This is a genomic window from Maribacter sp. Asnod2-G09, from assembly GCF_045063795.1.
Lineage (GTDB): Bacteria > Bacteroidota > Bacteroidia > Flavobacteriales > Flavobacteriaceae > Maribacter.
This window is the reverse complement of sequence record NZ_JBEFOA010000005.1, coordinates 418,033-431,326: the sequence shown is the minus strand read 5'-3', so window position 1 is coordinate 431,326 and position 13,294 is coordinate 418,033. Positions and strand designations below refer to the sequence as shown.

The window sequence follows — 13,294 nt, the reverse complement described above, 5'->3', positions numbered from 1 at the left end:
TGTGCTATATTTAAGTTAAAAAATTTCTAATTTGAATCTACCGGCGTAGCATTGGCACCTATATCTCCTTCGGCAACAATAGTGTCATCGTCTGTGCTCAATGCAATGCTTACATGGGCGTCAAGTGTTTCTAGACCGTCGTAGAACGATGTGTCCGTAATTAAAAAGAACTTGTTTTCAGTAAGTTCTCCTGTGGATCCATCCACATCATCCAACGTTGTTAAAACCGCAGTACCAACGCCAACGGCCCCATCAATAAGCACTGCTGGGTGAAAGGTGTCCTCTATGGTATTGTACATTGATATCTGTACCAATGTTTGCTCTAAATCTGTTTTCCAGAATACGATTCTTCCAAAAACATTGGATCCCATTGGATCTGTAGAATCTACGGTATAGGCTGTAAAAGTGTCTAAGGTGCCACCACCTTCGGCTACCTCTTGAGCTGAATCTAGCCGTTCTAAATCGCACGAACCGAATGTTATTAAGATTACCGTTAATACACTTAACTTTTTTATATATGTCTTTATCATTTTCTTAATTTTTAATATTAAACATCAATTAGAAGCTTAGTGTAGCCCTTACTGAATAAAAAGCCCCTAGAGATCCTTGTTGCGCATTACCATATAGGTAAAAACCTCTTTCTTCTGATCGATATAAATCGGGATAATTATTGAAAATATTTTGTCCGGTAAGGGTAAAGGCCAAGTTCTCAGAAGCCTTATATGTAATCCCTAAATCAGAGGTAACCTGAGCCGAAAATGTTTGGTCAGAATAACCTTGTTCTCCAACATTTGGAAAGTTAGCATCGGTCAAGGTGCCAATTCCGTCATCTATTCTGGCGATTTCACCAAAATAGTTACCTCTTAGCATTCCAGACCATTTTCCTATGCTATAGGTTGCAGATGCAATAAATTGTGTATTTGGAACACCTTGCTCATAGGCACCTATTACGGCACGGTCAATATAAAGGTCTTCAAGTTCTTGATCGGTCAAAACCGTATTTAAGTCAGGAACGTTTGCACCTTCAAAGGTTCTGTCTGATAGTAATCCGGATACGTTTAGATTCAACATTCCTTCACCAACTTTTTCACTGTAGTTAGCTACTATTTCTATACCTTTTGTGCTGATATCACCACCGTTGATTCTAAAACTTGCTAAACCAGCACCTATAAGTGGTTCTAAAGCTGGTGCGTCATTTGCGCTGAAGTTACCAGTACTGAACAAGCGGTCTTTAATGTCGATTTGAAAGGCATCAATACTAAGGTCTAACTTATTAAAAAGTTTTGCGGTAATTCCTAAACCAATGTTTGTAGATCTTTCTTCCTGTAACTGTTGAATACCAATAGTTTTTGCGACCTGACTGCTATTTGGATAGAGTGTACCATCAAACGGTTCTAAATCTACAAAAAAGGTAAACGTATGTGAGTAATTCAATTCTTGTAATGATGGCGCTCTAAAGCCATTACTGATTGATCCTCTAACTGATAAATTATCTGTAATAGAATAACGAGTAGCAAATTTTCCGGTAAAAACCCCGCCAAAATCTGAGTATTGTTCTGTACGTAACGCACCACTTACAAACCATTTGTCTGTAACATCTAATTCCAGATCTAGATAAAGGCCAGTAACCGAGCGAAACTCATTTGCCTCGTTCTCAGGTGCAAAACCTCTAAAGCATTGACAATTTGGACTGTATTGTAGTACAGGATAAGAGCTAACACCACCATAGGGTAGTACTAGGGCATCTCCATTAGCATCAACAATTGGACTGCCGTCCAAACCTTCTAAAGGAAAACCATCTGGTCCAATAAGCTGTTGATTGTCTTCTGTTGCGGTAATAACACCTGCATCGCCTGCAGCGTAACTTTCTTCCTGCCCTCTTTCTATAATATAGTTCTCAATTCTAAATTCTCCTCCAATTGCTATGTTAAGACCAGATAAGAAATCTGGATAGTATCTAGAAAGGTCAAAATTGGTTGTGTTCTGTGTAAATTTGTGCGTACCCAAATCTATTTCTGTTGGTGATGCGGATTGTAAACTGGCGTTAAACGTATTAAATTGTCCAAGTCTTTGAGTATTGGTGCCAAAGGTGTTGCTAAAATCAAAGTCCCATTCACCTACTTTTCCTTTAATACCACCTGTAAAAGCCAAATTGGTTTGATCATTGGTCATTTGTGGTCTAAAACCGTTAGGATACAGGTCATAATTGAAACGATCGGTTTGTGCTGATCTTCGAAAAAAACATCCAAATAGTTGACCGGATTTATACCCAAAATCACCAAAGGAATAAAAGCTGCTTTCAGATATTTCAGAAAGTGGTATTTCTAAATCATAAGAAACTACGCCCATTACACTTGGTGATAAACCTGCAAAGGTTGATATGTCTCTCGCGGTAAGGCCACGTGCGGCAAGTAGACCTGCATCTGTCTGTAATTCTGTAGCAAGTGCAGCATCTCCAGCTGTTTGTGCGGCCAATAATTCAGGATTAGTTATTATAGGGTTACCCTGCGCATCTGTTCGTTCATTATTTAAATAAGAGTCGCCATAAGGTGTTGCTCCGCTAATATTTGGGCGAATAGCTGCTTCATTTTGACGATAGGTTCCTGCAACGTTAAGATATCCTCCGTTTTCAAAAGAGGTACCATAATTGATTCCAAGTTGATGTGTTATACCATCTGCTCCGTCCGTATCGTTAAGCAAATCTTGGTCAGATTCACTAATATTAGAATCACTGATATCTGGATTGGAATTGGTATAAAAACCGGCAGTGTAGTTTGCTGTGAATTTGTCTGTACCTTTTCTGGTAACTATATTGATTACCCCTGCAATAGCATCAGAACCATATTGTGCTGAGGCACCGTCTCGTAAAACTTCCACACGGTCTATAGCATCTAAGGATATGAAATCCATATCAACTGAATTTGCAGACCCACCTGTTGCCGAACTTATCAATTGTGCTCCACTATGGCGTCTTTTACCATTTACTAAAACCAATAATTGATTGGGACCCAAGCCTCTTAAAGAAGGAGGTGTAACCGAAGCACTAAGGTCACCCCCCTGTGATCTAACGGCCGTAAACGATGGTGCGGAAGCAACAAGTAATTGACCAACATCCAATTGTGGCATGTTAATGGCCTGTTTACTTACGCTTATAACATCTACAGGAGATGCAGTCTGTAATTTTGTTCTTGCTTGTCCTCTTGATCCAACTACTATAGTTTCTGTCAATTGCTGTGCAGATTCTACAAGAATAGCATTAACTGTTGTTTTACTGTTTACCGGTATTTCTAATTTGGCATACCCTATAAAGGAGTATACTAAAGTGGCGTCGCTATCTGCGGTAATGGAATAAAGCCCGTCAAAATCGGTGATAACACCTTTTGTGGTTCCTTTGACCATAACGTTAACGCCGGGCAAGGGACCTTGTGCATCTGATACTTTACCATTAATTGTAATTTCCTGTGCTTGTGCTACGAATAGTGTACATAGTAACAAGAAGGATAATGTTAGAACTTTCTTCATAATCATGTGAGTTTAGTTGTTGCTCAATAGTACACCTACCTATAAAGCGTTTCTGTGGTTAGCAGAAATACTAATGGGGGAATACATTATGCGTAAAAGAAAAGTTCCGGAAACTTTACACGTCAAAAATCATGTTATTAGGTGATTAAATGACTTAGACAATATTATAAATTGTTAAAGAAAAATGAAAATTGTAATAAAATGTAAGCACCTGTAATTAAGGGTGTTGTGTGGTGTTAATTTGAATTATCGATAGTTTTTTAATAAAAAGCTATCGATAATTCAGTTTTATAAATCAATTTTATTACAAATGTATTTATGTGATAATATTGCCCTGAATAGTGCTTTTTATGCATTTATCAATTTGATCAGAGGAAAATAAACAATACCTTAATTATTGGCTATTTTATTGTCATATTATTACTAAAAATTAGATAAGTATAAATTAAATTTGTTAAAATGGGTTAAAACCTTATAATAGTTCAATAAAAATTCAACTATTATTGAAATAATCATTTAAACGATTTGTACAAATGAGGAATAAATTAGACCAAGTTGATTTTAGTATTTTAAACATTTTAGCTGAAAATGCGCAGACACCCTATACTGATGTAGCCAAGAAATTGATTGTTTCTCCGGGTACTGTACATATGCGAATGCGAAAGATGAGAGAAATGGGTTTAATTACTGGAGCGACCTTAAGTTTAGATTATGCTAAAATGGGTTGGAAGATGACTATTTTCTTAGGAATCTTCTTAAGCGAAATAAGTCTATTTAAAAAAGTGATGAAGCGGTTAAACGAAATCGAAGAGGTGGTTAAAATACACCACGTAACCGGTAAGTATGACATCTTTATAAAAATGCATGCTAGAGATAGCTTTCATTACAAACAAGTTTATCAAGATGAAATTCTGAGTATTTCAGGTATACGTGGTATAGAATCTTTTATATCAATAGAAGAGAATTTGGAACGCCATATTCAATTCGTTGAAGTAGAAGAAGATTAATTATAGTAATTTCATTTCTGTAGGATCCCAGTCTACCGGTTGTTTTTTTGAATAACTCTCATTTGCCAATAGTGCCGCACCTGCAGCTCTTAATCCGAATTTTGGATCTTGTATTACTTTTCCGTTGGTTCTAATACTCGTAAAGAAATTAAAGAAATGATCATAATGGGCTCCTTTATAATCTCGTTGCGCTTCCCATGTTGTTGTACCTGTAGCTAAGCTACTTGCTCTAGTATCTAATTTTTTAGCAGCATATTCTTTTCTAATTTTAGCTTGCATATCTTCTGTAAAAGATATCATAGAATATCCGCTTGGTTCCATACCCAATTTAGTGCGATTTACAGTAACCGAATTCTGACCTATTTCCATTTCGCCCTCGGTGCCAATCAATTTAAATCCGCCACCACCACCACTTCCTGCAATGAAATTAATACGAAAAGCGGCATTAAAAGGAGCATGGGTTGCTGTTTTTGGATAATCATACAGTGTAATGGAAACACCGGGTACATCTCTACCATCTTTCCAATATCGGAGTCCGCCAGTCGCTAAAGCTCTGTTCGGTCCGTCTGAACTTATTACATAGTTTAAGGTAGAGAATGCATGTACAAATAAATCGCCGGCTTCACCGGTACCATAATCTTGATAGTTTCTCCATCTAAAAAACCGATTGTTATCAAAAGGGACTTTTGGTGCGTTTCCTAAAAAAGTATCAAAATCAACAGTCTTAGAGCTAGCATCTGTAGGTATTGGATATTGCCAAGCACCTTCGGCAGAATATCTGTCATTATACATGTCTAACATCACAATATCACCGATGGCTCCATCTTCATAAAGTTCCTTTGCTTTTTCATTACCTAATGATGCCATGCCTTGACTACCAATCAAACAAATTTTACCAGAATCTTGTTGTGCTTTGATGATTTCTTGACCTTCATTGAAATTTTGAACCATAGGCTTTTCGCAATACACATGCTTGCCTGCTTTTAATGCGGCTACGGTAATCGTTTGGTGCCAATGATCGGGTGTAGCAATTAAAACTGCATCAATATCTTTTCTATTTAAAATTTCTCGGTAATCTCTTGTTACAAAAATATCTTGCCCCCACAGCTCTTTTGCTCGGTCAAGTCTGCCCGTATATAAATCACATGCGGCTACTAATTTTATACCATCAACTTGTAAAGCTGCCTGTGTGTCATAAATACCTTGAATACCTGTGCCTATAAGGGCTATGTTAATTTGGTCATTAATACCAAAGTCTTGAAATGTATAATTTCTATGTAAAAGCTGAGGTTCATTTTTTGATGCTGCAAGAAGAAATGGAGTTGTGCTCAATGCGGCAGAGGTAATTGAAGCTCGTTTAATAAACGACCTTCTAGAATTCTTTTTTGTCATGATGGGTAAGCGTTGAAATTAGTTGTTGTTGTAAGCTATTAAAAATACCAAATAATTATGGTCTTAGGTATATGCAGTTGAAGCATAATCTTGGAATCTTAATATTCTTAAAGTCCACGCTACGTAATTTATGGTCATTCACCTGTATAATTGACCAATTGGCAACATTTATGATTTAAATGGCACTAAATTTTTCTAGAACAACGTAATTTTGCATTCGCTTAAAAAAACAAAATTGTTAAAAGATATACTTATAGCAGCACTTTGGAGTATCTCCCCATTAGGAGAGGCTAAGGTAGGTATACCCTACGGTCTTCTGCAGGGGGGGAATATTTATGTGGTTTTTATAGTTTGTTTTTTAGCTAATGTAATGGTGTTTCCTATCATGATGTTTTTCTTAAATACCGTAAATAGATATTTACTTAGGTGGCATTTCTATAAAAAAAATGCATTATTCGTTGCAAGACGAGCAAAAACAGGTTCTGGAAATCAGATTAAAAAATACGGATTTTATGGACTCATATTTTTCGTAATGTTACCCGTTCCAGGTACCGGAGTTTATGCAGGTAGTATTGCCAGTTATCTTTTTAAAATTGAGAGAAAGAAAGCCTTTTTAGCAAATACCATCGGTATATTTTTATCTTCTTTAATTGTTTGGGCAACTACTTTGTTGACCATGAAGGGTATGGCGTAATAACCGAAAGCAAATATTTTTATCCATTTTTTTTGTGAATAACTATACCTGTAAAAAATTTCATTAACAAACTTTGCCTTTTAAATTTGTAGTTTTTTGAAGCTATGGATACCCTTAATATTGGTGATAAATTATATAATGTCGAGCAGAATGGTTTTAACGATTTCGCTAGATATTCTTTTTCTGAAGTTGTTCGACTTACCGAAACCCTAGCGGTTTTGAAAAACGGAGTACGTCTTATTAATAGACCAAAACAGTCGTACATTATAGAAGATGTTGGCTATTCTGTGAATAGAAATAAAGGGTCGCATTGGCATATTGTTTCTTTAAAAGCAATTAGAAATGCCCAGATAGAAAATGAAAAAATAAGGATTCATGACTGGTTTGAAGAGAAACAATTTACCCTGAAAGAGAAACAACATATCTATAAGATGTTTAAAACTGAAGAAGGTCAGTAATATTCAGAAAGACTATAGTTGTTACAAGAAATGAACAGACCGTTTTTTTATTTAAAAAGCTTTATTACCTTTACAGTGTTGTGTTGTGTCTCAAAGAGATTTGAGGCAATTGTGTTTATCGAATTTAATCGATAGAACCCAATGAAAGGCTTTCCATTAAGGGAGGCTTTTTTTGTTTTTACCCTATAGCTTATGAATTACGTAATGAACCAAAGAGGCAGCTAGTTTTGCTGTTTGGTCATCTATATCGTAATTGGGGTTTAATTCTACTACATCTAATCCCACTAATTTTCCCGATTCTATAATAAGTTTTAAACTTTCAATAACAATATCTGGAAAAAAGCCCATTGGTGAAGGTGCACTTACACCTGGTGCAAAGGCAGATGAAAATCCGTCAAGGTCTATAGTAGTGTATATATAATCTACATCTTCCATAAATTGAATAAGCCGCAGTTGCACGTGCTCTAAATAATTTATACTGAAATGTTCCTGAAGTAGATAGTTTACTTTTTTTGATTCGGCAAAGTCAAACAGTTCTTTAGTGTTCGCATCTTTTCGAATACCCAGAGCCATATACTTTATATCTTCATTTTTGGCTTCTTGTTCTACTGCAATTTGATAAAATGGTGTGCCCGAATTATTACCATTAGTATTTGCTCTTAAATCGAAATGAGCGTCGAAATTTATGATGCCTAGCTTTTCGCCACTTTTTAGATGAGTAACTAGGCCGTTATAATGACCGTAAGCAAGATCATGGCTGCCACCCAATACAATAGGGATGGTTCTATTTTCAATCAAAGTGCTTACGCTCGAAGATAAATCTGCTTGTAATTTTTCTAGATTTTCATCTTTACATTCTAAATTTCCGAAATCTATTAATTGAGTGTTAGATTTAAGGTGATTAGCCATTTTACCCAATTGCTTACGAATAGTATCGGGACCCATAGCTGCGCCAACCCTGCCTAAATTTCTCTCCACTCCTTCATCACTACTATAGCCCAATAAAGCAATTCTTGTGTTTTCTGAAGTTGTAACAGGCTCGTAAATGTTTGAGAATTGTACTTTCTCGTGTAAATAGAGCTCCTTCTCAGAAGAACGTCCTTTCCAATTTTCTTTATTCGCTAACTTATAGTTTGACATATAATCCTTAAAATTTGATGGAATTATAAAATCTTGAATTTCTTAAAATTCGGGGGAACTTTAAGATTTTATATTATTCTGATAACAGAACGAAAAAGTAATACTAATCTTACATTTTAAAAATGTTAAAAAGGGATTGAGTTAATTTTTATACCTATAGCACAATTATAACCATCTTAAAATAAGTCATCTAAAAGCTTATTGTCAACCAAATTTGGTACGGTAACTTTTAAGGTTTTTGTTCTTTCCATTTCTCTTTGTAAGGCAAACATGGCTTCTTTGTTCCTTGCCCAACTACGTCTTGCAATTCCGTTATTGACATCATAGAAAAGCATGTTTTGTAATTTACGTTCGGCATCGCTTGATCCGTCCAGTACCATACCAAAACCGCCATTAGTAACCTCTCCCCAACCAACTCCGCCGCCATTGTGTATAGATACCCAGGTTGCACCTCTAAAGCTATCACCAATGACATTGTGTATGGCCATGTCCGCAGTAAACTTGCTTCCGTCATAAATATTACTGGTTTCTCGGTAAGGTGAATCTGTACCACTAACATCATGATGGTCACGACCTAAAATTATTGGAGCGCTTAATTTTCCATTTTCAATGGCTTCGTTGAAAGCCAGTGCTATTTTTGCCCTGCCTTCAGCATCTGCATATAAAATTCGTGCTTTAGAACCAACTACTAGCTTGTTTTGTTCCGCTTCAGAGATCCATTTGATATTGTCTGATAGCTGCTGTTGAATTTCTGCCGGAGCATCTTTTTTTATTTCTTTTAATACCTGTAGGGCAATGGCATCGGTTGTGCTTAAATCTTCTGAGGTGCCAGAGGAGCATACCCAACGAAATGGTCCAAATCCGTAATCGAAACACATGGGGCCTAAAATATCTTGAACGTACGACGGGTACTTGAAATCTATAGTATTCTCAGCCATAACATCGGCACCTGCTCTTGATGCTTCCAATAAAAAGGCATTGCCATAATCAAAGAAATAGGTTCCTTTTGCTGTATGTTGATTAATAGCATCTGCATGCCTGCGCAACGATTCTTGCACTTTTGTTTTAAAGGGGTCAGGATCCTGATTCATCATTTTGTTAGATTCTTCAAAAGTCAAACCGACAGGATAATAACCTCCTGCCCACGGATTATGCAAAGAGGTTTGATCAGATCCCAAGTGAATGAATAATTCTTCTGTATAAAAACGTTCCCATACATCGACCACATTGCCAATAAAAGCAAGAGATACGACTTCGTTATTAGAAGTGGCTTCTTTTGTTCTTACTACTAAAACATCTATATCAGTAATCAATTCATCTACCCAACCTTGTTCATGTCTTTTCTTTGCCGCAAGCGGATTCACTTCTGCGCAAATGGTAATGCATCCGGCTATGTTACCAGCTTTTGGTTGTGCACCGCTCATTCCGCCTAATCCTGCAGTTAAGAATATTTTTCCATTGGGATTTTCATCCGTATTTAAAACCTTTCTAAATGCGTTCATTACTGTAATTGCAGTACCATGAACGATGCCTTGCGGACCAATGTACATGTAACTTCCTGCCGTCATTTGACCGTATTGCGTTACGCCAAGCGCATTGTATTTTTCCCAATCATCTTGTTTGGAGTAATTGGGAATCATCATTCCGTTAGTAACCACAACTCTAGGTGCTTCTTTTGATGAGGGAAATAAACCCATAGGGTGACCAGAATAGATATGTAAGGTCTGCTCGTTAGTCATTTCTGACAGGTACTGCATGGTCAATAAGTACTGTGCCCAATTCTGAAAAACAGCACCATTGCCACCATAAGTAATCAATTCTTGAGGATGCTGCGCTACTGCTGGGTCTAGATTATTTTGAATCATAAGCATTATTGCGGCAGCGTGATTCGTCTGCGCCGGATATGCCGATATAGCTCGGGCATGCATATCATAAGAGGGTTGAAAGCGATACATATAGATTCTACCATAGGTCTGTAATTCCTCTGCAAATTCAGGAGCCAATACCGCATGCCAGCCCGCCGGAAAATAACGTAACGCATTTCTAATTGCCAATTGCTTCTCTTCTTTAGATAGTATTTGCTTTCGGTTTGGCGCGTGACTAACCGCTGAAGAACGCTCCTTTTTTGGAGGAAGTTCTGTTGGTATACCAATCTGTATCTGTGCTTTAAAATCCATCTTTAATTTTTAAATAAATTTATTTGGTTTTGGATCTAGAGGTTTGTTTTCCAACAACCAACAATTACTTATGTCGATCAAAAACCAACTCTCCATTTTTCCAAACCATACACGGTTTTAGATTTCCTTGATTGTACAGAATATCTTGATAATTATCTGAATGAAAAACGGCTAAATCCGCTAGTAGTCCCGCTTCCAATTTTCCGCGATCTTCTAGTTTCAATGCTGCTGCAGCTCTAAAAGTGATTCCTGCCAAGACCTCGGCATTCGTTAATTTTTGAAATGTTCCAAGAATACTGGCTTGTGTCAGTAAATCGCCCATTGGTGCAGATCCAGGGTTGTGGTCACTTGCAATGGCAAGGGCTGCACCTGCATCTAATAACTTTCGAGCAGGAGTAAAATCGTATCCTAAACCTAAGGAAGCTCCTGGTAGTGCTACTGCAATAGTCTCGCTATGTGCTAATAATTCTATTTCTGTATTTCCGCTTGCTTCTAAATGATCTGCGCTTATCGCATTAAACTCAACTGCTACTTTACTACCACCTGCAGAAAATTGGTCTGCGTGCACGGTAATGTCAAAATTCATCTGACTAGCTTTTGAAAAATATGCCTGTATATCATCCGCAGAAAAAGCACTTTGCTCAATGAACGCATCAATACGATTCGCAAGTTTTTCTTCTTTAAGAATGGGGAATAACTCCTTAGAAATCATTTTTAAATATTCCTTCTCTGAGCCATCAAAATCTTTGGGTAGCATATGCGCTGCAAGGCAAGTAGAAATTAATTCTGGCAATGCTTGCTCATTGGCTCCTTTAATAGCACGTAGCATTTTCAGCTCTTCTCTAACTGTTAGTCCGTAGCCGCTTTTAACCTCTAGGGTAGTCGTTCCATTTTTAAGATGACGATTCGCCCTTTTTATAGTGCTTTTCGTTAACTCCTCAATACTTGCTTTTCTGGTTTGGGTAACGGTATCCCAAATGCCACCACCAGAATGTGCAATTTCTAAATATGATTTTCCTGCATTTCGCATGGCGTAATCTTTAGCACGAGACCCGCCAAAACAAATATGGGTATGAGCATCAACGAAACCTGGTACACAAACATGGTTTCCTTTTAGCAATTGAACACCTGCTTCTGGATATTTCAATTTTAAATCTTCAAAATTCCCTGTGGCTAAGATGAGGTTGTCTTCGATTAAAATTCCGCCGTCAACAATCACCTCAAGTTCATGGTCAGAAATGGCTCCTTTGAGATTTATTCCCGTCATGGGTAGTATCTGTTTAAACGGACCAATTAGTGTTCTCTTTTTCATACAACTAGTAGTTTTCGAACTCTTCTGAGTGTTTTGTTTTTAAAGATATGCTATGTTCGGCTTGCACGCGGTCTATAACTTTTAGTATTGTCTGATCTTTTATCATGGCAATACCTTTTTCAATATCATTTGCAAATACGCGGTCTTTACTTGCAAAAGCTACTTGCTCGCGAACAGCATTATGTACCTCGTCTAAATAAATACCCGATTTCAACGGCTTTCTAAATTCAAAAGCTTGGGCAGCGGTCAGTAATTCAATTGCCAATATCTTCTCAACATTACCAATTACCTGTAATGCTTTTCTACCACCAATAGACCCCATACTCACATGGTCTTCTTGACCTAAGGATGTAGGAATGCTATCTGCGCTAGACGGAAAGCAAAGTCCCTTATTCTCACTTGCCAATGCTGCGGTAGTGTATTGTAAAATCATGTACCCGGAATTGATACCGGTGTCGTTCATCAGTAATTTTGGAACACCGGGACTATTACCTTCTAAGGATAAATAAATGCGACGGTCAGATATATTACCGATTTCAGATGCTGCCAAACAAGCATAATCTAGTGCCATTGCTAATGGCTGACCGTGAAAATTACCACCACTAATGGTCAATTCTTCATCTATAATTACGGGATTGTCGGTAACCGAATTTAACTCGACTTCTAATAATTCTTTTAAATGTAACCAAGCTGTTCGTGAAGCTCCATGAACTTGGGGAATACAGCGGATGGAGTAGGGGTCTTGTACTTTTTCGCAATCTACGTGGGCTTCCATAATTTCTGAACCCTTCAATAATTTCTTTACGCGTTTTGCCACATGCACGTTTCCTTTAAATGGGCGCAGTGCATGAAGTTCATTGTAAAATGGTTTTACAGAACCTTGTAAACCTTCTATCATCATGGCGCCAATAACATCGGCCTGAGCTAAAATAGAATGTAATTGTGCTACCACTTTTACGGCATGTGCCGCTATAAATTGTGTACCGTTTATAAGTGCTAGCCCTTCTTTCGGACCTAAAGCGATTGGTGCTAATCCTATTTTTTTGAAAAGGGTTTCAGTAGTTATGGTTTCATTCTTGTATTCTACCTTACCTAAACCAATAAGTGGTAAAAATAAATGAGAAAGCGGAGCCAGATCACCAGATGCACCAACAGAACCTTGTGAGGGAACTATAGGAATTGCATCGTTTTCTATATGCCAGATAATTCGGTTTAAAGTGTTCAATGCAATACCCGAATATCCTTTTGCAAGTGATTGCGCTTTTAAGATCAGCATCAATTTAGCAATGTCTTTTGCGATAGGTTCGCCAACGCCTACACTATGACTTTGAAGTATGTTGGTTTGTAAAATATTGGTTTCTGACTTAGATATTTTGGTGGTACATAAGGGACCGAACCCGGTGTTTATACCATATACTGGGTGACCTTTATCTACAATGTTCTGTACAATTTTCCAGCTTGCGGTTATTTTATGTTCTGTAGCTTCAGAAAGTATGGTAGAATATTCACCATGAACAATTTGTATTGCTTTACCGGCTGTTAGCCAATCTTCGCCCAATTTAAACGTCTGTTTGCTCATAGCTTTCGGTCTT

Annotated in this window: 10 protein-coding genes; 3 read left to right on the top strand and 7 right to left on the bottom strand. The window is 37.3% G+C overall.

Annotated elements, in window-relative coordinates; genetic code table 11:
- Positions 1 to 26: 26 nt before the first annotated feature.
- Together ACJJVT_RS14000 and ACJJVT_RS13995 are read right to left on the bottom strand one after the other, a co-directional pair.
- Positions 27 to 530, bottom strand: a complete 504-nt coding sequence (locus ACJJVT_RS14000; RefSeq protein WP_405399508.1) for a hypothetical protein — start codon at positions 528 to 530, stop codon at positions 27 to 29.
- 28 nt (positions 531 to 558) lie between these two features.
- Positions 559 to 3,522, bottom strand: coding sequence for a TonB-dependent receptor (locus ACJJVT_RS13995; RefSeq protein WP_405399506.1), 2,964 nt, complete (start codon positions 3,520 to 3,522; stop codon positions 559 to 561).
- 533 nt (positions 3,523 to 4,055) lie between these two features.
- Between ACJJVT_RS13995 and ACJJVT_RS13990 the strand changes: the two genes are divergently transcribed.
- Complete coding sequence (locus ACJJVT_RS13990; protein ID WP_073242201.1) at positions 4,056 to 4,529, top strand: Lrp/AsnC family transcriptional regulator; 474 nt, start codon at positions 4,056 to 4,058, stop codon at positions 4,527 to 4,529.
- Here the strand turns inward: ACJJVT_RS13990 and ACJJVT_RS13985 are convergent, their stop codons facing one another.
- Positions 4,530 to 5,921 (bottom strand): Gfo/Idh/MocA family protein, encoded by a 1,392-nt coding sequence (locus ACJJVT_RS13985; RefSeq protein ID WP_405399505.1) that lies wholly within the window; start codon positions 5,919 to 5,921, stop codon positions 4,530 to 4,532. It abuts the gene before it with no gap.
- Positions 5,922 to 6,156: 235 nt separating this feature from the next.
- Between ACJJVT_RS13985 and ACJJVT_RS13980 the strand changes: the two genes are divergently transcribed.
- On the top strand, positions 6,157 to 6,615 hold the full coding sequence (locus tag ACJJVT_RS13980; protein WP_299325369.1) for a small multi-drug export protein: 459 nt from the start codon (positions 6,157 to 6,159) through the stop codon (positions 6,613 to 6,615).
- Between the two features lie 104 nt (positions 6,616 to 6,719).
- Positions 6,720 to 7,073, top strand: a complete 354-nt coding sequence (locus ACJJVT_RS13975) for a pyruvate kinase (RefSeq protein WP_324023991.1) — start codon at positions 6,720 to 6,722, stop codon at positions 7,071 to 7,073.
- 183 nt (positions 7,074 to 7,256) lie between these two features.
- On the opposite strand, the gene hutG is transcribed toward ACJJVT_RS13975, so the two are convergent.
- The 4 genes from hutG to hutH form a co-directional block, all read right to left on the bottom strand.
- Positions 7,257 to 8,213: a formimidoylglutamase gene (gene hutG / locus ACJJVT_RS13970; RefSeq protein WP_405399502.1), complete on the bottom strand. Its 957-nt coding sequence runs from the start codon at positions 8,211 to 8,213 to the stop codon at positions 7,257 to 7,259.
- A 176-nt stretch (positions 8,214 to 8,389) separates the two neighbouring features.
- A complete protein-coding gene (locus ACJJVT_RS13965; RefSeq protein ID WP_405399500.1) occupies positions 8,390 to 10,390 on the bottom strand; it encodes a urocanate hydratase in 2,001 nt (666 codons plus the stop codon).
- Between the two features lie 64 nt (positions 10,391 to 10,454).
- The gene (hutI, locus tag ACJJVT_RS13960; RefSeq protein WP_405399498.1) at positions 10,455 to 11,702 is read right to left on the bottom strand and encodes an imidazolonepropionase; all 1,248 of its coding nucleotides are present in this window, start codon (positions 11,700 to 11,702) and stop codon (positions 10,455 to 10,457) included.
- 4 nt (positions 11,703 to 11,706) lie between these two features.
- Entirely contained in the window at positions 11,707 to 13,281 is a 1,575-nt protein-coding gene (gene hutH, locus ACJJVT_RS13955) for a histidine ammonia-lyase (protein ID WP_405399496.1), read from the bottom strand.
- Between the last annotated feature and the right edge of the window lie 13 nt (positions 13,282 to 13,294).